A 23272-nucleotide genomic window follows, 5' to 3' on the forward strand; every position below is an offset into this window, starting at 1 on the left:
CGTGGGCGACCGCTTGTCACACCATTGCGTGATCTTCGTTCTGGATCGCTCGAACAAGACCCGTCACCAGGTCCGCCCGCTCGGCCATCGCGTCGACCACCAGGTACTCGTGGTCGGCGTGGGCGCCGCCCCCGACCGCGCCGAGCCCGTCGAGCGTGGGCACGCCGAGCGCGGCCGTGAAGTTGCCGTCGCTGCCGCCGCCGACGGCCACGCCCTCGATGCCCGGCAGCAGCCGCCGGGCCAGCGCGAAGAGCCCGGCCGACGCGGACTCGGGCATGGGCGGCCGCCCGACGGAACCCTCGACCGAGATCCGGGCCCCGTCCAGATGCGGGGTGAGCGCGGCGAACGCGGCCTCGATCCGGTCCTTCTCGGCGGCCGACTCCACGCGCACGTCGACGACGATGCTCGCCGCCGCGGGCACCACGTTGTCGAGGGTCCCCGCGGAGGCGACGGTCGGGGTGACGGTCGTGCCGATCTCCGGGCGGCCGAGCGCCGCGATGTCCAGGACCTGACGGGCCGCCTCGACCAGGGCGTTGACCCCGGCCTCGGGTTCGAGCCCGGCGTGCGAGGCTCGCCCCGTCACGGTCACCTCGAAGGTCCCGCACCCCTTGCGCCCGGTCTTCAGGCCGCCCCCGTCGGCGGCCCCCTCGAAGACCAGCACCGCGCCGCACGCCCGGGCCCGCTCCTCGATGAGCGCGCGGGAGGCGCGGGAGCCGACCTCCTCGTCGGCGGTCACCAGGATCTCCACGCCCGCCAGGTCGTCGAGCGCGGCGAGCCCGTGCACCGCCTGCACGAGGCCGCCCAGCATGTCGAAGACGCCGGGCCCGGTCGCCTTGCCGTCCGCGACCGTGAACGGGCGCCGCTCCAGGGTCCCGAGCGGAAAGACCGTGTCGTGGTGGCCGAGGATCAGCACCTTCGGCTCCCCGCCGCCCGACCAGCGCACCTGTGTCCCGCCCGGACTCTCCACCAGCGTCGCCCGCCCGCCGAGCCGGCTCTCGATGACGTTCGCCACGGCCTTCGCGGAGGTGGCGAGGGCGTCGAGGTCGCGCGAGGGCGACTCGATCCCGACGAGCGCCCTGAGGTCTTCGATCATCGCGTCGACGCGCACGCCGACGGCCTGGTGCCTGGTCACGCGGCCAGGGTACGGGGCGCACGCACTTACCCGATGATGAGCCACTGACTGATGTGCCAGTCAGCAGCGCAATCCGTTGTCACGAAAGGGGAGTGTGAGCCTCGTATTGCGTTGAGCACAATGCCCGGCTAGCGTGGCCGACCATGCAGCACGACGCCGAGGTCCCGGTCCGCGTCCGCGAGGTCATCGCCGCCGCCGGTGTGAGCCAGCGCGAGTTCGCGCGGCGGATCGTCATGGATCCGTCGAAGCTCTCGCGCTCCCTCGGCGGCAGCAGGCGCTTCACCGCGGCCGAGCTCGCGCGCATCGCCGACGAGGGCGGCGTGGACGCGGGCTGGCTGCTCGGTGTGGGGGGCGCCCCGGGGACTGGGTCTGGGGCCAGGTCTGGGGCAGGGACAGGTGCAGGGCTGGGTGCAGGGCCGGTGTCGGCAGCGGGGCGCACGGGTGCGCGGGCCCCAGGGGGCGCCGCTCCCGAGGGCGGGCGCGCGCTGCAGATCGTGCGCGAGACCGTCCGGCTCATCGCCGAGCGCGGCTTCCACGCCGTGCGCGTCCAGGACATCGCCGCCGCCTGCGCCACCAGCACCGCCGCCATCCACTACCACTTCCCCGGCCGCGACGACCTCCTGGAGGCCGCCGTGCGCTGGTGCATGGACGAGGACACCGCACGCAGAGCCGTCCGGATCGCCGAGGCCGCCGATGTGGCCGACGAACTGCGGCAGTTGATCGAGCTGCAGATCCCGCGCACCGAGCAGCAGCGGGCGCAGTGGAGCGTCTGGCTCGACCTGTGGGCGGAGGCCGCCCGCTCCACCGCCGTCGGGCGCCTGCACGCCGACTACTACCGCCAGTGGCGCACCACGGTCGCCGACGTCATCCGGCGCGGCGTCGCCGACGGCGCCTTCCGGCTCGTCGACCCGCAGGCCGCGGCGCTGCGCCTGACCGCGCTCATCGACGGCCTCGCCGCCCAGGTGCTCGCCGGCGGCCCCGAAGCCCCCGGCACCCGCCCCGACGACATGCACGAGGCCCTCGTCCAGTACGTCGACGCGACCCTGACGGCGCGCTGACCCACGTACGAGAACAAACCGGCACACCCGACCGCGAACCCCGAGCACACACTCAACACCCCACCCCCGAGGGAGAGTTCCGCATGCCCGTGAACGAGAACGTCATCATCACCTGCGCCCTGACCGGCGCGGGCGACACGGTGCGCAAGAGCCCGCACGTGCCCGTCACGCCCGAGCAGATAGCCGGCTCCGCCGTCGAGGCCGCCGAGGCGGGGGCCGCCGTCGTGCACATCCACGTGCGCGACCCCGAGACCGGCGACCCCTCGCGCGACCCGCGGCTCTACCGCGAGGTCGTCGAGCGGATCAAGGAGACCGGCACCGACGTCGTCATCAACCTCACCGCGGGCATGGGCGGCGACCTCGTCATCGACCCCGCCCAGCCCCTCAAGGACCTCGGCGAGCTGCCCGGCACCGACCTCGTCGGCGGCCTCGACCGGCTCCCGCACGTCGAGGACCTGCTGCCCGACATCTGCACCCTCGACTGCGGCTCCCTCAACTTCGGCGACAACCTCTACATCTCGACGCCCGACATGCTGCGCCAGGGTGCCAGGCGCATCCAGGAGCTGGGCGTGCGGCCCGAGTTGGAGATCTTCGACACCGGGCAGCTCTGGTTCGCCAAGCAGCTCATCGAGGAAGGGCTGCTCGACAGCCCCACCGTCTTCCAGCTGTGCATGGGCATCCCGTGGGGCGCGCCCGCCGACCCGGGCGTCCTGCAGTCCATGGTCAACATGCTGCCCGAGGGCGCCCAGTGGGCCAGCTTCGCGCTCGGCCGCATGCAGATGCCGTGGGTCGCGCAGTCCATCCTGCTCGGCGGCCAGGTCCGCGTCGGCCTGGAGGACAACCTCTACCTCGGCAAGGGCAACAAGGTCAGCAACGCCCAACTCGTCGAGCGCGCCGTGCAGATCACCGAGAACCTCGGCTCGCGCGTCGCTACGCCGGACGAGGCCCGCCTGCGGCTCGGCCTCAAGCCCCGTTCCTGACCTCCTCGGCTCTCCACCCCTCAACTCTCCACCCCTGAACTCCGCGGAGGACCGCACCATGACCGGCACCAACCCCCCTGAAGAAGTCCGCCGCGTCGCCTGCATAGGCGCCGGAGTCATCGGCGGCGGCTGGGTCGCCCACTTCCTGGCCCGTGGCTACGACGTCACCGCCTGGGACCCGGCCCCCGACGCCGAGCAGAAGCTGCGCCGCCTCGTCGACGCCGCCTGGCCCGCGCTCACCCAGCTGGGCCTCGCCGACGGCGCGTCCCGCGACCGGCTCACCGTCGCCGCGACCCTCGAAGAGGCCGTCGCCGACGCCCAGTTCGTGCAGGAGAGCGCCCCCGAGAAACTCGAGCTCAAGCGCGAGCTGCTCGCGCAGCTGGCGGCCGCCGCGCCCGCCGAGACCGTCATCGCCTCCTCCACCTCCGGCTACCCGATGACCGACATGCAGACCGAGGCGGCCGACCCCGGACGCCTCGTCGTCGGGCACCCCTTCAACCCGCCCTACCTCATCCCGCTCGTGGAGGTCGTCGGCGGCGAGCGCACCGACCAGGCGGCCGTGGCCTGGGCGTCGCGCTTCTACGAGGTGGCGGGCAAGTCCGTCATCACCATGGACCGCGAGGTCCCCGGCTTCATCGCCAACCGCCTCCAGGAGGCCCTGTGGCGGGAGGCCCTGCACATGGTCGCCAACGGCGAGGCCACCGTGAAGGAGATCGACGACTCCATCACCGAGGGGCCGGGGCTGCGCTGGGCGTTCATGGGCCCCATGCTCACCTTCGCGCTCGCGGGCGGCGAGGGCGGCATGGCGCACATGCTCGACCACTTCGGCCCGTCCCTGAAGTCCCCGTGGACGCGCCTTGAGGCCCCCGAACTCGACAAGCAGCTCTACGACGCCGTGGTCGCCGGCTGCGACGAGGCGGCGGACGGCCGCACCATCGCCGACCTCGTGGCCGAGCGCGACCAGGGCGTCATCGACGTCCTGCGCGCCACCGGACGCCTGAACGGAGGCACGAAGTGACCGAGCCCCTGCCGCTGCTCCGCCGGCAGGTCCGCCCCGAGTGGATCGACTACAACGGCCACATGAGCGAGGCGTTCTACGTACTCGTCTTCGGCTACGCCACCGACGCCATGATGATCGAGACCGGCCTGCACGCGGGCTACCGCGAGTCCACCGGCTGCTCGCTCTACACGGTCGAGGCGCATGTGCGGTACCTGAACGACGTCCCCGAGGGCGCCCATCTCGCGGTCCGCACCCGGCTGTTGGGCGCGGACGCCAAGAAGGCCCGCTTCGCGCACGAGATGTACGTGGTCGAGGACGCGACGGCCGAGCCCGCACCGGACGCCGCACCGGTGGCCACCACCGAGCTGCTCGCGCTCCACGTCGACCAGCAGGCGGGCCGCTCCGCCCCCTTCCCGGACGACGTACGGGAGCGGCTCACCGCACGCGTGGAGGCGGCGCCGGAGTGGGCGGGGCGGTCGATCGTGGCGGTGGGAACGGCCTGAGGACGGTGAGGGTGGGGACACCCTGAGGGGCGTACGGGGTCGGCTCCGGGTGCGTCTCCGGGGCATCCCGGATGGGCGCGGCGTGATCGCCGGGGAGCATGGGATCCATGACCTCTTCATGGCTTTCACGGCGTTCGCTCGTGCGCGGATCGCTGGCCGGCGCGGCGCTGGCGGCAGCGGGAAGTGCCGTGCCGCACACGGCGGTCGGCCTGGGCCGCCGCCCGCTGGACACCCGCGCCCTGCGGGCCGCCCTCTCCGACCTCGCGCACCCGGAGGCCACCTCGGCCCAGCTCCGGGCGGTCCGTGACACCGACCGCTGGCACGGGACGGCGGGGGCGGCCGACACGGCGAGCGGGCGCGGCCCGCGCCCCGGCGACCGGTTCCGCGCAGGCAGCGTCACCAAAGCGTTCGTGGCGACCGTCGCCCTTCAGCTGTGGGCGGAGGGCCGCGTGGAGCTCGACGCCCCGGTCGGGCGGTATCTCCCCGGGCTGCTGCCCGCCGCCTTCGCCCGCATCACCGTGGCACAGCTGCTCGACCACACCAGTGGGCTCCCCGACCACCGCGGCCTGCCGGACCTGAGCACACCCGAGGCCGTCCTGCGCCACCGGTCCGACCGCTGGACACCGCGCGAGCTGGTCCGCACGGTGACGCACGACCCGCTCAAGTTCCGCCCCGGCACCCGGCAGGAGTACCGCGGCATCAACTATGTGCTGCTCGCCCTGCTGGTCGAGGAGTTGACGGGGCAGAGGTACGGCGCCGCGATCGACGCCCGCGTCCTGCGCCCCCTGGGACTGGCGAGGACGTCGATACCGGGCGCCGACCCGCGGCTGCACGGCTCCCACGTGCACGGCTATCTGCGCATGACCGACGGATCGCTGAGCGATGTCACCGTCTACGACCAGTCGAGCTCCTGGGGCGAGGGCGAACTGGTCTCGACCGTCGACGACCTCACCCGCTTCCAGGAGGCCCTGTTCACGGGCGCGTTGCTGCCACCTCGGGCGACGGAGAAGCTCTTCACCCTGCCACCGGACTCGGTCCGGATGCTGGACGGCGGCCCGGCCCGCTACAGCACGGGCCTGCAGAAGGCCACGGTGAACGGGGTGACGCTGTGGGGCAAGACCGGCGAGACCTTCGGCTACCGCACCCGCGTCTTCGCCACCCGCGACCTGCGGCTGAGGTTCGTCCTTGCCTATACCCCGACGCCGGTGGCCGCGGCCGAGGACATGACGCAACGGATCGTCTCCGTGCTCACCTCCTGACCCGGCCCGTCCTGGCCGGGCTCGTCAGTCCAGCTCCTTGTGGGCGGTCTCCGGCAGCCGCAGGTAGACCGCCGACGACGCGAGGCAGAGCACGGCCACGTACCAGGGGAAGAGCCCGGGGGAGCCGATCTCCTTGAACAGGGTGCCCATGTACGGGGCCGTGCCGCCGAACAGCGCGACCGTCAGCGAGTAGGGGAAGCCGATGCCGGCCGCCCGCACCCGCGCCGGGAACACCTCCGCGTTCACCGCCGCCGAGATCGAGGTGAAGCCGGTGAGCAGCACCATGCCCGCGCACTGCACGAGCAGCAGAGAAGTGAACGAACCCGTGAGGGACTTGAGCAGGGGCACGCTCAGCACGGCGAAGCCGATGCCGAAGAAGAGCAGCAGCGGGCGCCGCCCGAAGCGGTCCGAGAGCAGCCCGCCGAGGGGCTGGAGCAGCGCGAAGAAGCCGAGTGAGATCGTGCCCGCGAGCAGCGCCTGGCTCTTGCTGATGTCCGTGTTCAGCTCGGCATAGGTCGGCAGGTACGACGTCCAGGTGTAGTAGGCGATGGTGCCGCCCGCCGTGATGCCGCAGATCAGCAGCGACTGCCGGGGGTGCTTGCGCAGGGCGTCGAACAGGCCCGGGCGCGCGGCCTCGTCCTCGGGTGCCCGGTGCGTCTCGTGCGCACCCTGCCGGATCCAGAAGCCGACGAGGCTGAGCAGCGCGCCGACGAAGAACGGCAGCCGCCAGCCCCACCCGTCCATCTGCCCGTCGCTGAGCGTGGCGACCAGGAGCGCGGCGAGGCCCGACGCGGTGAGCTGGCCCGCGCTGGTGGAGACGTACTGGAAGCTGGAGAAGAGCCCGCGCCGACCGGGCCCCGCGGACTCCACCAGGAAGGTCGTGGAGGCCGCGAACTCGCCGCCCACGGACAGCCCTTGGAGCAGCCGGGCGAGGACGAGAACGACCGGCGCGAGGATGCCCGCGGCCGCGTACGTCGGAGTGAGACCCACGAGGAGGCTGCTGCCGCCCATCAGCAGGATGGTGACGGTCAGGGCGGCCCTGCGCCCGCGCCGGTCGGCGACCGCGCCCATCAGGAGCCCGCCGACGGGCCGCATGAAGAAGCCCACCGCGAAGACGGCGAACGTGGAGAGCAGCGGCACCAGCGAGTTTCCGGACCCCTTGGGGAAGACCTCCCGGGCTATGTAGGTCGCCAGGAAGGTGTACGCGTACCAGTCGTACCACTCGACGGCATTGCCGACCGAGGCGGCCAGCAACTGCCGTAGGGGGCGGCGGTCCCGGGCGGGGACGGTGTCGATCACATCGGAGTCGTGCTGTGTCATGATCGCGACCATCCCCCCGTCGTTCTGTGCGCAAACTCTTCCCCACGAGCCGTAATTCGCATTTAGCAAACCGGCCCCCGCACATCGCCGGAGCGGTGAATTCATCCGCTCTCTGGAATACGCGGCCCGGCCCGCGAACGGAAAAGTCAAGGGCGGCAAGAGCCACCTCCCAGGTGGCCGAACACCGCCTCAACCAGCCGGAATCGGCTGCTAGCGTCCCCCTCTCCATTTCGTGTCCGCTCCGCATTCGTTCCGTATCCGTCGATTCAGGCACCGCTTCCGAACCCATGGAGGGGGAGTTCTCGCATGCCCATGGAGAAGACCACCGCACCCGCACGATCCGCACCCGCGAGCCGACACCTCGGCCTCGCCCTCTTCGTCATCGCCGCCGCCCAGTTGATGGTCGTCCTCGACGGCACCATCACCAACATCGCGCTGCCGAGCATCCAGGCCGACCTGGCCGTCTCCGACGCCGACCTGGCCTGGATCGTCAACGCGTACGCGCTGGCCTTCGGCAGCCTGCTGCTGCTCGGCGGCCGCGCCGGGGACCTCTTCGGGCGGCGCCGGATGTTCCGCGCGGGCATCGCCCTGTTCACGCTCGCCTCGCTGCTCGGCGGGTTCGCGCCCGGCGAGGGCACGCTGATCCTCGCGCGCGTGCTGCAGGGCGTCGGCGCGGCCGTCGCGGCGCCCACCGCCCTCGCCCTGATCGCCACCACGTTCCCCGAAGGCCCGGCGCGGGGGCGGGCGATGGGCGTCTACGCCGCCATGGCCGGGGTCGGCGCCACCGTCGGGATGCTGCTCGGCGGCGTCCTGACCGACGCCCTCGACTGGCGGTGGGTGTTCCTCGTGAACGTCCCCATCGGCCTGGCCGTCCTCGCCGGGACCCGGGCACTCGTCGAGGCCGAGCGGCACACCGGGCGCCTCGACGTGCCCGGCACCCTCACCGGCACCGGCGCCCTGCTCGCCCTGGTGTACGGGCTCACGCGGGGCGGCGAGCACGGCTGGGCCGACGCCCTCACCCTGGGCTGCTTCTTCGCCGCGGCCGCCCTGCTCTTCGCGTTCCTGCGCGTGCAGAGCCGCAGCGCGCACCCGATGATGCCGCTCGGACTCTTCAAGGACCGCAACCGGTCCGGGAGTTACGCCGGGATGCTGTTCATCGGCGCCGGCATGATCGCCATGTTCTACTTCCTCACCTTCTTCATGCAGCGCGTCCTCGGCTACAGCGCGATCGAGGCCGGGCTCGCCAACCTGCCGTTCAGCGTGGGCATGGCCGGGGCGGCCACGTTCGGCTCCCGCCTCGCCGCGCGCCTCGCGCCCCGCCTCGTGGCCGGGCCCGGCCTGCTGGTGGCGGCGGGCGGCCTGTTCTGGTTCGCGACCCTCACGTCCGACGCCTCGTACGTGAAGGACCTGATGCCCGCGATGTTCGTGACCGCGGTCGGCCTCGGCATGTGCTTCGTGCCGATGACCCTGGGTGCGGTCAGCGGGGTCCGCGACGAGGACGCCGGGATCGCCTCCGCGCTCCTCAACACCGCCCAGCAGACCGGCGGCGCGCTGGGCCTCGCGGTCCTGGCGACGCTGTCCACCACGGCGTCCGGCGCGACGTCCGAGGACGGCTACACCGTGGCCTTCCTCGGCGCGGGCGTCGCGTTCCTGGCGGGCCTGGGTGTCACCGTGCTCGCGGTCGACGCGGGCAAGCAGAGGGCGGACGCCGGTTTGACCTGAAGTGCGGTTTAGGTTGTCTGCCCGGAGACGAGACAGCGTTCACACAGGAAGAACTGGAACAACAGGAAGGAGTCATGCACATGGCTCTCACGACCCGGACGCAGGCCGTGCGGATCCCCACCCCCGACGGCACGGCCGACGCCTTCGCCGCCTTCCCCGCCGAGGGCGGACCGTATCCCGGCGTCCTGATGTACATGGACATCTTCGGGCTGCGGCCCGTGCTCGAAGGCATGGCCGAGCAACTCGCCGCGCACGGCTACCACGTCCTGGTGCCCAACCTCTTCTACCGGCACGGCCCGGCGCCCGTGGTCGAGCCGACCGATCTGCGCGTCCCGGAAAACCGGGAGGCGTACATCAAGCAGGTGTGGCCCGTCTACGAGCAGCTCACCGCGGCGCTGTCGGACCGGGACGCCCGCGCCTACCTGGACTTCCTCGGCGGGCGGCCCGGCGTCCGGCCGGGGCAGGCCGGGGTCGTCGGCTACTGCCTCGGCGGCGCCCTCGCCGTGCGGACGGCGGCCGCGCACCCCGAACAGGTCGCGGCCGCGGCGGGGTTCCACCCGCCGCTCATCGCCGAAGGCCCCGACAGCCCCTATCCGCAGGCGCCCCGGATCACCGCCGAGGTCCACCTCGGCATCGCGGCCGGGGACGACGAGCACACCCCGGGAGCCGTCGGCGTGATCCGGGAGACCCTGGACGCCGCCGGTGTCCGGCACACCACCGAGGTCTACCCGGACACCGCCCACGGCTTCACCATGGCCGACACCGCCGCCTTCAGCCCCGCCGGTCTCGAACTCCACTGGGAGCGGCTGCTGGAGCTGCTCGGCCGCACCCTCTGAGATCGGCCGTACCCTCTGAGATCGGCCCCTTGAGGGAGGTCCCTCAGCCGGTCGTCGGCTTGTACGCGTACACCGACGTCATCACCAGGCACGGCGCCGGCGGCACCACCTCGACGCGCAGGGTGCGCCGTGCGCTGTCGTAGTCGATGCCCTCCGTCTCGAACGTGCCGGAGCACAGGCTGCGTTGGGGCGCGGCGAAGAGGCTGGTGACGTGGCCGGTGACCGGCTTGCCGTCGAGGGCGCGCTCCAGGTCGACCTGGAGGACGGGCCGGTCCTCGGGGAACAGCTCCTTGGACGCGTCGTTCGAGGAGCAGACCAGCCGGGTGTCCGCGACGAAGTCGCAGCCCTGGATGTCGCGGACCGGCTTGTCCAGGGTGATCTGCCCGGCCTGCGCCAGCGCGCCCCCGGTGGGCGGCGTCGAGGAGTTGAGGAGCGGGGCGGGGAAGACCTGGAGGCGATTCTGGTCGCCCCACTCCCCGGAGACCAGCCACTGGGCGTCCGGCGACACGGCGGCGAAGGAGTTGTTCAGCTTCTCGCCCGCGTCCAATGGGTGCTCGTACAGGTAGCGCTTGCCCTCCGGCGTGGTGACCGCGAACATCTTGGACTTCGCGTCGTCGCCGCCCTGATAGGCGTCGAAGGTGTGCCCGTCGGCTATGTCCGGGTCGCCTATGTGGCTCCAGCCCTTGATCCGCAGGTCCAGCGGGACCGAGCCGAGGCCCCGGTAGGTCAGGCCGCCGTCGGCGCGGCTCGCCAGGCCCTGGCTGCCGGTGAGGGAGTTCACCGATGACGTGCCGGACTCCTTCCAGCCGCCGGGCAGTTGGGGCTCGGCGGTGGCTCCCGGGCCCGTGACAGCCACGAGGGCCAGGGCGCCGAGCAGGGCGGCGGAAGCCTTGAGAGGGTTCATCGGGTCGCTACCTCCGTGGGGGGAAGGGGATCGCGGGGCGTTCGCCGCGGCGGCGCCATCGTACGTACGGTGATCGGGGAGCAGGCGCGAGTTGCGCACAATGTGACCTGGGTCCCGGAGCCGCTCCGCGGCCCTCGGCGAGGCAGCGACAGAAGGCGAGTTCAGACGTGAGGCTGACGATTCTCGGCGGTGGCGGATTCCGGGTGCCGCTGGTGTACCGGGCGCTGCTGCGCGACCGGGAGGAGGGCCGGATCACCGAGGTCGTCCTGCACGACCTGGACGCGGCGCGGCTCGGCGCGATCGCCCGGGTCCTCGCAGAACAGGCCGCAGGGGTGCCGGACGCGCCCACGGTCACCACGACGACCGACCTCGACGAGGCGCTGCGCGGCACCGACTTCGTGTTCTCCGCGATCCGCGTCGGCGGCCTGGAGGGACGCGCCGCCGACGAGCGCGTCGCCCTCGCCGAGGGCGTGCTCGGGCAGGAGACCGTGGGCGCGGGCGGCATCGCGTACGGGCTGCGCACGGTGCCGGTCGCCGTCGACATCGCCCGCCGGGTGCGCACTCTCGCCCCGGACGCCTGGGTCATCAACTTCACCAACCCGGCGGGCCTGGTCACCGAGGCGATGTCCCGCCACATCGGGGACCGTGTCATCGGCATCTGCGACTCGCCTGTGGGCCTCGGCCGCCGGGTGGCCGGCGTGCTCGGCGGCGACCCCGACGAGGCGTTCATCGACTACGTGGGCCTCAACCACCTGGGGTGGCTGCGCGGTCTGCGGTTCGGCGGCGTCGACCAGCTGCCGCGCCTGTTCGCGGAGCCGGACCTCCTCGAATCCTTCGAGGAGGGCAAGCTCTTCGGCGCGGAGTGGCTCCGCTCCCTCGGTGCGGTTCCCAACGAATACCTGCACTACTACTACTTCAACCGCGAGACGGTCCGCGGCTACCAGGAGGCCGAGCAGACCCGCGGCGCCTTCCTCCGCGACCAACAGGCCAGGTTCTACGAGAAGATGGCGCACCCCGAGGCCCCCGCCTGGCGGACCTGGGACGCGACCCGGGCCGAGCGTGAGGCCACGTACATGGCGGAGAGCCGGGAGGCGGCGGGCGCGGGCGAACGCGCCGCGGAGGACATGGAGTCCGGCGGCTACGAGAAGGTCGCGCTCGCCATCATGCGGGCCATCGCGCGGGACGAGCGGGCCACGCTGATCCTCAACGTCCGCAACCGCACGACGCTTTCGGTGCTTGACGCCGACGCGGTGATCGAGGTGCCCTGCTCCGTCGACGCCAACGGCGCCCACCCGATGGCGGTCGACCCGCTGCCCGGGCACGCCACCGGCCTGGTCTGCTCGGTGAAGGCCGTCGAGCGCGAGGTGCTCGCGGCGGCTGACAGCGGCTCCCGCGCCACCGCCGTGAAGGCGTTCGCGCTGCACCCGCTGGTCGACTCGGTGAACGTCGCGCGCAGGCTCGTCGACGGGTACAAGGGGGCGCACCCCGGACTGGCATACCTGCGATGATCTTCGGGTGACCGTCACCGACTCCGCCAACTCCCCGACCACCGCACCGATAGCACCGATATCCCGCCCGTCCCGCCCCTGCGGCCTCGTCGTGTGCCGGGGCTGCTGCTGCGGCGACGCGGCCAAGCACCCCGGCACCGACCATGTGGGGCAGCTGGCGCGCCTGCGGGCGGCGGCGGCCGACTCGGGGAACCGCCTCACCGTCCGCACCAGCGAGTGCCTCGGCCTCTGCGGGCAGGCCAACATCGTGGTCGTGCAGCCGTCGAGCGAGGGCCGTCGGCGGGGCGGCCGGCCCGTCTGGGTGGGGTTCACCCTGGACGACGCGTCCCTCGACGAGATCCTCGACTGGGTGGCGGCGGGCGGGCCCGGGATCGCCGAGCCGCCCCCGACGCTACTGCTGCAGGTGGTCAACCCCCGTACGGAGGCGGGAACTTAGGCCGCGCTGCTCAGGGGTGCCCGGGCCGCCCGGAAGACGGGCCGTCGGCGCAGCGTGAAGCCCAGGGACTCGTAGAGCCGGACCGCGTTCGTGTTGCGGGCCGCCGCGTGCAGGAACGGCGTCTCGCCGCGCTCCCGGATGCCGTGGGCGACCGCGAGCACGAGGCGGGTGCCGAGGCCCTGGCCGCGGTGGGCGTCGTCGGTGCAGACGGCGCTGATCTCCGTCCAGCCGGGCGGGTGCAGCCGCTCGCCCGCCATCGCGACGAGGGCGCCGCCCCTGCGGATCCCCAGATACGTGCCCATCTCGACGGTGCGCGGCAGGAACGGGCCCGGCCGGGTGCGCGCGACCAGCTCCAGCATCTCCGGCACGTCGTCGGGCCCGAGCCGCACGGCCTCGGGGTCCGGGGCCGTGGCCACCCCGGAGCCGACGAGCTGCACACCGTCCGCCTCGAAGGCGATCTCCCACCCGTCGGGCAGGGGCCCGGCCACGGCGGGCAGCGGCACCTCCTCGCCGGGCCCGTGGAGCGCGGCGAGGTCGGCCCAGTCGGCGGGCGTCGGATCGTCGGGCAGGGCGAGCCAGGGGGAGACATCGGGGTGGTAGCGCAGGATGCGCCCGTGGCGTTCGGCGAGGTGGGCGTGGGGGCCGGTGAGGGCGGCGTGGGCGGGGTTGTCGAGGGGGTGCGCCGACGCCGCGTCCACCGGGGCGGGGACGGAGAGCGCCTCGGTCATGCCGAGACCTCAAGGACGACCTTGCCCAGGGTGTGGCCCTCCTCCACGGAGCGCAGGGCCTCCCCGGCCCGCTCCAGCGGGTAGCGGCCGGTGATGTGGGGGCGCAGCACGTCCGCTGCCGCGAGGCGCGCCACCTCGTCGAGGACCGCGCTGGTGCGGGCCCGGGCCACGGGGGCGCCGCCGAGTTCCGCGACCGTCTCCTTGGCCGCGGCGGTGATCAACTTGCTGCGGTCGTCCAGGAGTTGAGAGAGCTCCACGAGGTCGTCGCCGCCGACCAGGTCGTAGATCGCGTCGATGCCGTCGGGAGCCGCCGCGCGCACCCGCTCGGTGAGGCCGGGGCCGCGCGGCACGTGCACCGCGCCGAGCGACTCGACGAACTCCTTCTTCGCCTCGCTCGCGGTGCCGATCACGCGCACGCCCAGGTGGCGGGCGAGCTGGGTGGCGGGTGCGCCCACGCCGCCGCCCGCCCCGATGATCAGGAGCGTCGCCCCGGCGGGCAGCGCGAGCTGCTGCACACCGTCGTACGCGGTCGCCGCCGCGACCGGGAGCACCGCGGCCTCCGCGAAGGAGAGCCCCTTCGGCTTGTGCGCGGCGATGGCCTGGGGGAGCAGGGTGTACTCGGCGTAGCCGCCCGCGACCGCCGTGCCGAAGACCTCGTCCCCGACGGCGAACCCCTCGACGTCCGGGCCGACCTTCTCGACCACTCCGGCGGCCTCGCTGCCGAGCACCTCGGGGTAGGTGGCGGGCGCCTGGCCGGGCCTGCGGTAGCCGGAGCGCAGCTTCCAGTCGACCGGGTTCACCCCCGCGGCGCGCACCGCGACGAGCAGCTGCCCCGGTCCCGGCTCCGGCACCTCCCGGTCCACGAGGGCCTCGACCTCGGGGCCGCCGGGTCGCGTGTAGACGTATGCCTTGGGCATCTCGCTCTCTCCTCTGGCTGGGGTCGCGGTCCACTGACCGCACGCGGGTCCACTTAGCTCGAACGTCATGATCCGCTCGCTATTCCCGGCACGGCCCGGGACGGCCGCGCGTTCACGAGCCCGTAGAAAACTGAACGCCCCTGAAACTTTCCCTTCCCCGACCCTTGACCTTCAGCGTTCAACCAATCAAGACTCAGGCCCCGTACTCCCGCACTGGCGCGGTTGCCGCCTTCAGCTCTTGGCGACCGGAGGCCAGTTCTCCTTGTCCCGAGCCGCGTCACGGAGGCCATTTCGTCATGCCTGCCAGCACTCGTCGTGAACTCCTGAAGCAGTTCGGCGGCACCGCGGCCGCGTTCGCCTTCGTTGCCGCGGCGGGCCCGCTCGCCACACCGGCGACGGCTGCCTCCGCACCCGCTTCCGTACCCGATTCCGCCTCCGCCGCCAAGGCGGGCCCGCGCGTCCGTCGGCTCCTCGCCCGCCTCACCCTCGACGAGAAGATCAGCCTCGTCCACGGCGCCACCGACCCCCGCCGCCTCGGCCAGGCCGGATACCTGCCGGGCGTCGCCCGCCTCGGCATCCCCGAGCTGCGCCTCACCGACGGCCCGGCGGGCGTCAACGTCACCCGGTCCGCGACCGGCCTGCCGCCCGTCTCCACGCTCGGCGCGAGCTTCAACCCCCAACTGGCGCGCGCATACGGCGCGGTGATGGGCCGCGAGGGGCGCACCCTCGGCATGGACGTCCTGCTCGCCCCACAGATCGAGCTCTCCCGCACCCCCTTCTTCAGCCGCAACAAGGACCAGTCGGGCGAGGACCCCCTCCTCAACGCCCTGATCGGCGCCGCCCAGGTCGAGGGCGTCCAGGCGCAGGGCATGCTCGCCCAGGCCAAGCACTTCCTCGCCAACAACCAGCGGCTGCACGAGTTCGACCGCGAGAAGCCGGCGAACTCCTACGACTTCGTGGTGGACGACCGGACCCTGCACGAGCTGTACCTGCCCGCCTTCGAGGCGGTCGTGCGGGCCGGGGTCGCCTCGGTCATGTCCGCGTACAACCACCTCAACGGCGAGTGGAACAGCGAGAACAGGACCGTCCTCACCGACATCCTCCGCGGCGAGCTCGGCTTCGAGGGCTTCGTCACCTCCGACTGGGGCGCCACCCACTCCCCGTCCGCGCTCGCCGACGGCCTCGACATGCAGATGTGGGACGGCTCCCACTTCGGCGCACCCCTGAAGAAGGCGATCGAGGACGGTTCCATCCCGCTCGCCGCCCTCGACACCGCGGTCTCCCGCATCCTCGGCCAGTACGACGCCTTCGGCATGCTCGACGGCACCCGCGTACCGGCGCGCACGTCCATCGACGTCGAGGCCGGGGCCCGCGTCGCCCGCGAAGTCGCCACGCAGGGCGCGGTGTTGCTCACCAACGACGGCGGCCTGCCGCTCTCGCACGCCGCGCTCCGTGACCTCGCCCTCATCGGCCCCACCGCCGGCCAGGTCGCCGTCTCCGTCGCGGGCGAGCGCGCCTACGGCTTCGAGGACCGCATGGTCAGCCCCCTCGACGCGCTGCGCCGCAGCACCGGCCGGAAGATCGCGTACGAGGTGGGGGTGGACCTCACCGGCACGGCGATCCCCTCCTCCGCCCTCCCCAAGGGCATGGCCCGCAAGGGCGGCGGCACCGACAGGACGGTGGACTTCACCGGCGACCGGGCACTGCCCCGGGGCACGGCCACCGAGTGGACGGGCACCCTCGTGCCGCCCACCACCGGCGAGTATGCCCTGAACATCCAGGGCTGGGGCGGCGCCGTCTCGCTGCTGCTGGACGGCAAGGAGATCGCGACGGCGTCCGGCGTCCGCGACAGCTTCACCCGCAAGTGGTCCTCGATCGTCCCGACGACGGACGGCCTCGACAACGGCAGGGCGGCGCCCCTGCGGCTGACCGGCGGACGCGCCTACGAGCTGCGCGTGACGGCCACCGGCTGGGACGCGTCGGTCGCCGAACGGGACCCGGTCCAGGTCCGGTTGGCCTGGGTCACCCCGGAGCAGCGGAGCGCTGGCATCTCCCGGGCGGCCCGGCTGGCCCGCCGCGTCCACACGCCCGTCGTCTTCGCCCACAACGGAGAGGGCGGCGCGCTCGGCGGCAGCGGCGACCTCACCACGCTCGCGCTCCCCGCCCACCAGGACGAGCTGATCGAGGCGGTGGCCGCCGCCAACCCCCGTACGATCGTCGTCCTCAACACCGGCGGCCCGGCCCTCATGCCCTGGCTCGACCGGGTCGGCACGGTCCTGCACGCCGGATACGTCGGCCAGGAGGGCGGCTGGTCCACCGCCGACCTCCTCACCGGCCGCGCCAACCCCGGCGGCAAGTCCGTCATGACCTGGCCGAAGCGCGAGTCCGACCACCCGACCCTGGACCCGGCCCACCCGGAGCGCTACTTCGGCGTCGACGGCGTGGTGACGTACAGCGAAGGCATCTTCACCGGCTACCGCGGCTTCGACAAGGCGGGCACGGCCCCCCTCTTCCCCTTCGGACACGGCCTCTCCTACACGGAGTTCGGCTACTCCGGCCTCTCGGTGCGCCGGTCGGGCGACGGCTACGAGGCGTCCTTCACGCTCACCAACCGCGGCCGGCGCACCGGCGCGGAGGTACCCCAGGTGTACGTGGGCGCGCCCCGGGACGCGGAGGTGGAGCTCCCCGTGAAGGCCCTGGCGGGCTTCGAGCGGGTGGAACTCGCCCCGGGCGAGACACGGCGGGTGCGGATCAGGGTGGCGGCGCGGCAGCTCTCGTACTGGGACTCGGAGCGTGGTGCGTGGACGCGGACGCGGGGGTGGCGGGGGCTGTACGTGGGGGCGTCGTCGCGCGACATCCGTCTGAGCAAGGCGGACGCCCTGAACTAGGGTCGCGGGAATGAAGGGGATCACTTTCCCTGCCTGGCACGGCAGTCACTACGTCACCCTCGCCGAACTGCTGGTGCGCCTCGGCAGCTTCGGCCTGGGGCTGACCTGGCGGGTGGAGTGCGAGGAGAGCGTGGATCCTCGCTGTGCCGAGATGGAGCGGCGGTCCGTCGGAGCCGGTATGGACACGTTGACGCTGTTGTCGCTGACGACCCCTGGTCTCCAGTTGATCGACGCCGAGGCGCGCGGGTTCGCCGAGGACGTGCTCGTGGTCGTCCTGACCGAAGTGGACAGCTCCCTGTGGGAGGTCAGGGCCGCCGATGAACGCGTGCTCAGCGAACTCCGGTGCCACTGCCCGGGCGTGACGGATCTCTGAGCACAGCCCTCCCTAGTCGGCGAGCCCGTGCGCGTCCACGGTCAGGGACCGGGCCAGCCGGTCGAGATGGGCCCGGTACACGCCCATGAAGTCGAGGTCGCCCTCCGCGATGGCCCACTGCATCTGGAGGCCGTCGGAGACGGCGAGGATCTCCACGGCGGTGCGGTGGGGATCCGTGTCCGGCTTCAACTGGCCTGCGTCCAGGCCACGTTGGAGCATCTCCGCCACATCCCCCGCCACCCGCCGGTACCGCTCCGCGAAGTACGCGTGCGCCGGGTGCTCCCGGTCGCCGCCCGCCTCGGCGGCGAGCTTGGTGTAGAGCTGGATGAGTCCGGGCTGGGTGAGGTTGTAGGCGGCGAGGGCGAGCAGTGCGCGGAACAGGTCGCGCACGTCGTCGCTGTCCGCCGCGGCGCGCAGCGGCCCGAACCCGCTCCTGGTGCGCTCCTCGCGGGCCTCCAGGACGGCCATGAGGAGCCGCTCCTTGGACCCGAAGTGGTGCACGATCAGGGTCGCCGACGTGCCCGCCTCCGCTGCGATCTTGGCGAGCGAGGAGTTGAGGTACCCGCTCTGCGCGAACCGGGCGAGCGCGGCGGCCAGGATCTGTGTGCGCCGGGGGTCGGCGGCGGCGTACGAACCGGGGGAGTGGCGGGTCCGGCGGGATCGGATGGGCATCCGACCATTGAACCGCACCCCTCTCATCAGGGCTCTGACCTGCGCGTTAGGGTGAGATCCGCCGTATGTCGCCGAGGAGGCCGAGGAGCCCCCCATGCCCGCCCGCACCACCGTCCTGATCCTCCAGCACGTCGAGGTCGAGAGGCCCGGTCTGATCCTCGACGCCCTGGACGGCAGTGGCCTCGACGTCGTGGTGCGGAATCTGCTCGACGAGGACCCCGCACCGGGCGCCGCGGGTGAGCTGCCGTCGGTGGACGGGCTCGCCGGGCTCGTCGTCATGGGTGGCCCCATGAACGCCGACGACGTGGACGGGTACCCCGCACTGAAGGCCGAGCGGGATCTTCTTGTCGACGCCCTGCGCGCCGAGGTGCCGACCCTCGGAGTGTGCCTGGGTGCCCAACTGCTCGCCCGCGCCCAGGGGTTGGCCGTGCGGTCGGGGGCCGAGCTCGGTTTGGAGGAGGAGATCGGCTGGGCGCCGTTGCGTGGTGTGGACCGGGGCGATCCCGTCGTCGGGCCGCTCGCCGACGCTCCCGCCGTGCTGCACTGGCACGGCGACCGCATCGTGCCAGGACCCGGCACCCGCGTCCTGGCCCGCACCGACAGCACCGAGTGCCAGGCGTTCCGCGCCGGTCCGGTCGCGTGGGGGCTCCAGTTCCACCTGGAGGTCACGCCCGGACTCCTCGACGAGTGGCTCGGTGAGCCGTCGTTCGTCGCCGAGGCCGCCCAGGCGCTCGGCCCCGACGCCGTGGACCGGCTGCGTGGTGACGCCCGTGCCGTCGCCGACGAGCTGCGTCCGCTCGCCGAGCGGAGCCTCGCCCATCTGCGGAGCCTCATGGTGGAGCGCGCCGACTGAGCGCGCCGACTAGTTGGCCTTGAGGCACTCGTACAGCGACTCCACCAGCTTCCAGCTGCGCACATCCTCCCCGGACGTGCCGCCGTCCATCCGGTTCATGACGTACGCGTACGACACCCGCCCCTCCGGATCCGCGAACGCGAACGAGCCGCCCGCGCCCCCGTGGCCGAAGGCGCCGGGGTTCGTGCCCGCCATGCCGAACTGGTTGAGCATGTAGCCGAGGCCCCACCACCACGCGGAGGACACCGCCGTGCCCGCCGCGAGGACGACGTCCGGCTCGTCCGCGCCGCTCTGCCGGGTCCGCATGGCCTCCAGGGTCGAGGGCGTGACCAGGCGGTTGTTCGCCAGCTCGCGGTAGACCGTGGCCAGTCCACGGGCCGTCGCGTGGCCGTTCGCGGCGGGGATCTCCGCGGTGCGGAACGCCGCGCTGTTGACCTCGCCCATCGGGAGGTAGTTGAGGGCGAGCGTGAGCGGGGCCAGGGGGTGGGCGTCGAGTCCGGCGACGGGGGGCTCCGGGGCGCCGCCGAACAGGGTGCCCTCCGTGTCCTTCTCCGAGTTCGCGTCCGTCGTGCCCGGCGGGATCATGTCCGCGCAGCGGGCGTGCTCGGACGCCGGTGTGCCCACGTACACCGAGGAGTCCACGCCCAGCGGCGCCGTCACCTCCGTGCGCAGGAACGTGCCCAGGGACACCCCGGTGATCCGGCGCACCACCTCGCCGACGAGGAAGCCGTACGCCACCGCGTGGTAGCCCTGCCGTTCGCCGGGGCGCCACCACGGCTCGGCCGCCGCGAGCGCCGCGCACACCGTGTCCCAGTCCTGCACCTGCTCGGGCCGCATCGGCTCGCGCGGGGCGAGCACACCGGTGCGGTGGCTCAGCAGCCACCGCACCGGGATGTCGCCCTTGCCCGCCTGGGCGAACTCGGGCCAGTACCGGGCCACCGGCGCGTCCAGGTCCAACTCCCCGCGGTCCACGAGGAGATGGGCGCAGAGCGCCGTCAGGCCCTTCGTCGTCGAGTAGACGTTGACCAGTGTGTCCCGCTCCCAGGCGCGGGTGCCGGACAGGTCCGCCGACCCCGCCCACAGGTCGACCACGAAGGTGTCGTCGACCGTGACGGCCACCGCCGCCCCGAGCTCGCCGCGTTCGCGGAAGTTCCGCTCGAACTCCTCGCGGACGCCCTCGAATCCAGGGGCGCAGGTGCCGTGGACGGAGGGAGGAGGCGTCGTCATGGGGGCTGGGCTCCTTCGGGCGGCGGACTCTGACGGAGTGTCAGAGCCACTCACCGTACCGGCGGATGTACCACGACTTCACGCCCTGGGTGAGTGCGCAGTACGCCAGCAGGGTGCCGATCAGCCACGGGAAGTAGCTCATCGGGAGCGGCTGCATCGAGAACGTCGACGCCAGGGGCGAGAACGGCAGCCACAGGCCGAACGCCATGACCGCACCCGTCATGACCAGCACCGGGACCGAGGCCCGCGACTGGATGAAGGGGATCTTGCGGGTGCGGATCATGTGCACGATCAACGTCTGCGAGAGCAGGCCCTCCACGAACCAGCCCGTGTGGAACAGGGTCTGGTGCGCCGGAGAGTTGGCCTGGAACACGTACCACATGACGAGGAACGTCGTGATGTCGAAGATCGAGCTGATCGGGCCGATCCGGATCATGAACCGGCCGATGCCCTTCGCGTCCCACGTGCGCGGCTTGCGCAGGTACTCCTTGTCCATCCGGTCCCAGGGGATGGAGAGTTGGCTGATGTCGTAGCAGAGGTTCTGGATCAGGAGCTGGATGGCGAGCATCGGCTGGAAGGGGAGGAACGCCGAGGCCACCAGGACGGAGAAGACGTTGCCGAAGTTCGACGAGGCCGTCATCTTGATGTACTTGATGGTGTTGCCGAAGGTCTGACGGCCCATCAACACGCCCTGCTCCAGGACCATCAGGTCCTTCTTCAGCAGGATGATGTCCGCGGACTCCTTGGCGATGTCCACCGCCGTGTCCACCGAGACGCCCACGTCGGCCTCGCGCAGCGCCGCCGCGTCGTTGATGCCGTCGCCGAGGAAGCCGACGGTGTGCCCCTCGGCCTTGAGCGCCCGTACGATCCGGGCCTTCTGCACCGGGTTGACCTTCGCGAACACCGTGGTGTCACGGGCCAGTTCGACCAGCTCGACGTCGTCGACCTCGTCGATGCGGGCGCCGGTCACGACCTCGCCGACGTCCAGGCCGACATCGGCGCACACGCGGGCGGCGACCAGCTCGTTGTCGCCCGTGATGACCTTGACGTCCACGCCGTTGTCGTCGAGGGCGCGCAGCGCGGCGGCCGCGTCCTTCTTCGGCGGGTCGAGGAAGGCGAGGAAGCCGACCAGGGTCAACTCCCGCTCGTCCGCGACCGAGTAGGTGTTGCGCGCCGCCGACAGGGAGCGGGTCGCCACCGCCAGGACGCGCATGCCCTCGCGGTTGCGGTCCTCGCTCACCGCTTGGGCGTGCGCGCGCCGCTCGTCGGTGAGCCGCACCCGGCGGCCCCGGTCCATGACGTGGTCGCAGAGGCCGAGGACCTCCTCGACGGCGCCCTTGGTGATGAGGACGTGCTCCTGGGGGACGGTCACCTGGCCCGTGAGGCCGCCGGGCGTCTCGGTGCAACCGGGCGTCTCGGTGAACTCGTTGCGGCTCAGGACCACCGACATGCGTCGGCGGGCGAAGTCGAAGGGGATCTCGTCGACCATCGTGAAGCGGGTGTCGACGACAACCTCCTCGGCCTCGTCCACGCGGTTCAGGACCGCCTGGTCCATGAGGTTGCGCAGGCCCGTCTGGAAGTGGGAGTTGAGGTACGCGTACTCCAGGACCTCCAGGTCCTCCTGGCCGCGCGTGTCCAGGTAGCGGTCGAGGACGATGCGGTCCTCGGTGAGCGTGCCCGTCTTGTCGGTGCACAGGACGTCCATCGCGCCCAGGTTCTGGATCGCGTTGAGCTGCTTGACGACGACGTGCCGCTTCGACATCGCGACCGCGCCGCGCGCCAGGTTCGCGGAGACCACCATCGGCAGCATCTCGGGCGTGAGCCCGACCGCCACGGAGATCGCGAACAGGAACGCCTGGTCCCAGTCGCCCTTGGTGAAGCCGTTGATGGCGAAGACCACCGGGACCATCACCAGCATGAAGCGGATCAGGAGGTAGCTGACGCGCTTCACACCGAGGTCGAAGGCGGTCTGCGGCCGGTCCCCGACCAGGGCGCCCGCCATCGACCCGAAGTAGGTGTCGGTGCCGGTCGCGACGACCACGCCGGTCGCCGTGCCCGAGGTCACGGAGGTGCCCATCAGGCAGAGGTTGTCGGCCTCGACGGGGTCGGTGGTGGCGCGCTGGCCGAAGTCGTGCGCGCGGGTGTCGGCCTTGGCGGCGGGCAGCGACTCGCCGGACAGGGCGGCCTGGCTGACCATCAGGTCCTTGGCGGTGAGCACCCGCAGATCGGCGGGGACCATGTCGCCGGCGGCGAGCTTGACGATGTCGCCGGGGACGAGCTCCGCCATCGGGATCTCTTCGGTGCCGGGGTGCTCGCTCCACCGGCGCTGCACCGCGCACGAGGTGGTGACCAGGGCCTTGAGGGACTGCGCCGACTTGGTGGAGCGGTACTCCTGCCAGAACCGGAGGAGCCCGCTGATCAGCACCATCGTGGAGAGGATGATGACGCCGGGGTCGGCCGGGTCCTGCACGTACATGACGATGCCGAGGACGACCAGGACGCCGATGAAGGGGTTCGTGAAGGACTTGACCAGCTGCAGCGGCCAGGGGGTGGGCCGCTCGTGGGCCACGACGTTCGCGCCGAACCGCTCGAGCCGGTCCAGGACCTGGTCCTGACGGAGCCCGCGGGTGCTCGCCTCGACGTCGCGCAGGACCTCGCGGGCCGGGCGTGCGCTCAGGTCGGCGAGGCGGGCGCCGACCTCACGGGTGCGGGCGTCGAGCTCGGCGGCCTTGCGGTCGCGGCGCTTGCCGGAGGGGCGGGGAGCGGTGGGGGCGGGGTTGCTGGGGCGGGCGCCCGGAGCGCGGTCCGGGCGTACCTGGGGAATCAGCTTGTTCATGGCAGACCTCCCTCCGTGCACGGGCAGGGCGAAGCGCGTCCGCGCACAGGGACGTAAGGGGCATGCCGGAGCGCACAAGGCGAATTCAGACGGCATGCGCCGGTGAAAGAAGAAAGGTGA

General features: G+C 72.4%; 20 protein-coding genes. 12 read left to right on the forward strand and 8 right to left on the reverse strand.

The features are described from left to right. Nucleotides 1-16 precede the first annotated feature (16 nt). The gene (locus tag ACFWYM_RS19835; RefSeq protein ID WP_384838467.1) at nucleotides 17-1093 is read right to left on the reverse strand and encodes a M20 family metallopeptidase; all 1077 of its coding nucleotides are present in this window, start codon (nucleotides 1091-1093) and stop codon (nucleotides 17-19) included. A 182-nt stretch (nucleotides 1094-1275) separates the two neighbouring features. Here ACFWYM_RS19835 and ACFWYM_RS19840 point away from each other — a divergent pair, with 182 nt between their 5' ends. The 5 genes from ACFWYM_RS19840 (at nucleotide 1276) to ACFWYM_RS19860 (ending at nucleotide 5932) form a co-directional block, all read left to right on the forward strand. Continuing rightward, nucleotides 1276-2190 carry a TetR/AcrR family transcriptional regulator gene (locus tag ACFWYM_RS19840; protein WP_384838388.1) on the forward strand — a complete coding sequence of 305 codons (915 nt, stop codon included), beginning with the start codon at nucleotides 1276-1278 and terminating at the stop codon, nucleotides 2188-2190. An 83-nt stretch (nucleotides 2191-2273) separates the two neighbouring features. Next, nucleotides 2274-3170, forward strand: coding sequence for a 3-keto-5-aminohexanoate cleavage protein (locus ACFWYM_RS19845; protein WP_384838390.1), 897 nt, complete (start codon nucleotides 2274-2276; stop codon nucleotides 3168-3170). Between the two features lie 58 nt (nucleotides 3171-3228). Then, nucleotides 3229-4188, forward strand: a complete 960-nt coding sequence (locus ACFWYM_RS19850) for a 3-hydroxyacyl-CoA dehydrogenase NAD-binding domain-containing protein (protein ID WP_384838393.1) — start codon at nucleotides 3229-3231, stop codon at nucleotides 4186-4188. Then, nucleotides 4185-4673 carry a thioesterase family protein gene (locus ACFWYM_RS19855; RefSeq protein ID WP_384838396.1) on the forward strand — a complete coding sequence of 163 codons (489 nt, stop codon included), beginning with the start codon at nucleotides 4185-4187 and terminating at the stop codon, nucleotides 4671-4673. The genes ACFWYM_RS19850 and ACFWYM_RS19855 overlap by 4 nt, the downstream gene beginning before the upstream one ends. Before the next feature lie 107 nt (nucleotides 4674-4780). Further along, complete coding sequence (locus ACFWYM_RS19860; RefSeq protein WP_384838398.1) at nucleotides 4781-5932, forward strand: serine hydrolase domain-containing protein; 1152 nt, start codon at nucleotides 4781-4783, stop codon at nucleotides 5930-5932. 24 nt (nucleotides 5933-5956) lie between these two features. On the opposite strand, the gene ACFWYM_RS19865 is transcribed toward ACFWYM_RS19860, so the two are convergent. Continuing rightward, nucleotides 5957-7264 carry an MFS transporter gene (locus ACFWYM_RS19865; protein ID WP_384838401.1) on the reverse strand — a complete coding sequence of 436 codons (1308 nt, stop codon included), beginning with the start codon at nucleotides 7262-7264 and terminating at the stop codon, nucleotides 5957-5959. Nucleotides 7265-7558: 294 nt separating this feature from the next. On the opposite strand from ACFWYM_RS19865, the gene ACFWYM_RS19870 reads away from it, so the two are divergent. Further along, nucleotides 7559-8974: an MFS transporter gene (locus ACFWYM_RS19870; protein WP_384838404.1), complete on the forward strand. Its 1416-nt coding sequence runs from the start codon at nucleotides 7559-7561 to the stop codon at nucleotides 8972-8974. 80 nt (nucleotides 8975-9054) lie between these two features. Continuing rightward, on the forward strand, nucleotides 9055-9810 hold the full coding sequence (locus ACFWYM_RS19875) for a dienelactone hydrolase family protein (RefSeq protein WP_384838407.1): 756 nt from the start codon (nucleotides 9055-9057) through the stop codon (nucleotides 9808-9810). Nucleotides 9811-9853: 43 nt separating this feature from the next. Here ACFWYM_RS19875 and ACFWYM_RS19880 read toward each other — a convergent pair whose 3' ends face one another. Further along, complete coding sequence (locus ACFWYM_RS19880; protein WP_384838410.1) at nucleotides 9854-10714, reverse strand: hypothetical protein; 861 nt, start codon at nucleotides 10712-10714, stop codon at nucleotides 9854-9856. Between the two features lie 167 nt (nucleotides 10715-10881). On the opposite strand from ACFWYM_RS19880, the gene ACFWYM_RS19885 reads away from it, so the two are divergent. After that, nucleotides 10882-12222: a 6-phospho-beta-glucosidase gene (locus ACFWYM_RS19885; RefSeq protein ID WP_384838412.1), complete on the forward strand. Its 1341-nt coding sequence runs from the start codon at nucleotides 10882-10884 to the stop codon at nucleotides 12220-12222. 49 nt (nucleotides 12223-12271) lie between these two features. Then, the gene (locus tag ACFWYM_RS19890; RefSeq protein ID WP_384838470.1) at nucleotides 12272-12658 is read left to right on the forward strand and encodes a (2Fe-2S) ferredoxin domain-containing protein; all 387 of its coding nucleotides are present in this window, start codon (nucleotides 12272-12274) and stop codon (nucleotides 12656-12658) included. Here the strand turns inward: ACFWYM_RS19890 and ACFWYM_RS19895 are convergent. Continuing rightward, nucleotides 12655-13386 carry a GNAT family N-acetyltransferase gene (locus ACFWYM_RS19895; RefSeq protein ID WP_384838414.1) on the reverse strand — a complete coding sequence of 244 codons (732 nt, stop codon included), beginning with the start codon at nucleotides 13384-13386 and terminating at the stop codon, nucleotides 12655-12657. The genes ACFWYM_RS19890 and ACFWYM_RS19895 overlap by 4 nt on opposite strands. Beyond that, nucleotides 13383-14303, reverse strand: coding sequence for an NADP-dependent oxidoreductase (locus ACFWYM_RS19900; RefSeq protein ID WP_384838417.1), 921 nt, complete (start codon nucleotides 14301-14303; stop codon nucleotides 13383-13385). Before ACFWYM_RS19900 ends, ACFWYM_RS19895 begins: the two co-directional genes overlap by 4 nt. A gap of 296 nt (nucleotides 14304-14599) precedes the next feature. Between ACFWYM_RS19900 and ACFWYM_RS19905 the strand changes: the two genes are divergently transcribed. Both ACFWYM_RS19905 and ACFWYM_RS19910 read left to right on the forward strand, forming a co-directional pair. Further along, a complete protein-coding gene (locus ACFWYM_RS19905) occupies nucleotides 14600-17191 on the forward strand; it encodes a glycoside hydrolase family 3 protein (RefSeq protein ID WP_384838419.1) in 2592 nt (863 codons plus the stop codon). A 10-nt stretch (nucleotides 17192-17201) separates the two neighbouring features. Continuing rightward, entirely contained in the window at nucleotides 17202-17564 is a 363-nt protein-coding gene (locus tag ACFWYM_RS19910; protein ID WP_384838422.1) for a hypothetical protein, read from the forward strand. Nucleotides 17565-17576: 12 nt separating this feature from the next. Here the strand turns inward: ACFWYM_RS19910 and ACFWYM_RS19915 are convergent, their stop codons facing one another. Then, the gene (locus tag ACFWYM_RS19915; protein ID WP_384838425.1) at nucleotides 17577-18236 is read right to left on the reverse strand and encodes a TetR/AcrR family transcriptional regulator; all 660 of its coding nucleotides are present in this window, start codon (nucleotides 18234-18236) and stop codon (nucleotides 17577-17579) included. 94 nt (nucleotides 18237-18330) lie between these two features. Between ACFWYM_RS19915 and ACFWYM_RS19920 the strand changes: the two genes are divergently transcribed. After that, entirely contained in the window at nucleotides 18331-19089 is a 759-nt protein-coding gene (locus tag ACFWYM_RS19920; protein WP_384838427.1) for a type 1 glutamine amidotransferase, read from the forward strand. A 9-nt stretch (nucleotides 19090-19098) separates the two neighbouring features. Here the strand turns inward: ACFWYM_RS19920 and ACFWYM_RS19925 are convergent, their stop codons facing one another. Both ACFWYM_RS19925 and mgtA read right to left on the reverse strand, forming a co-directional pair. Beyond that, nucleotides 19099-20316 carry a serine hydrolase domain-containing protein gene (locus tag ACFWYM_RS19925; protein ID WP_384838430.1) on the reverse strand — a complete coding sequence of 406 codons (1218 nt, stop codon included), beginning with the start codon at nucleotides 20314-20316 and terminating at the stop codon, nucleotides 19099-19101. Nucleotides 20317-20356: 40 nt separating this feature from the next. Beyond that, a complete protein-coding gene (gene mgtA / locus ACFWYM_RS19930; protein WP_384838433.1) occupies nucleotides 20357-23152 on the reverse strand; it encodes a magnesium-translocating P-type ATPase in 2796 nt (931 codons plus the stop codon). Between the last annotated feature and the right edge of the window lie 120 nt (nucleotides 23153-23272).

Origin of the sequence: Streptomyces sp. NPDC059009 (genome assembly GCF_042740175.1) — a bacterium.
Classification (GTDB): Bacteria; Actinomycetota; Actinomycetes; order Streptomycetales; family Streptomycetaceae; genus Streptomyces.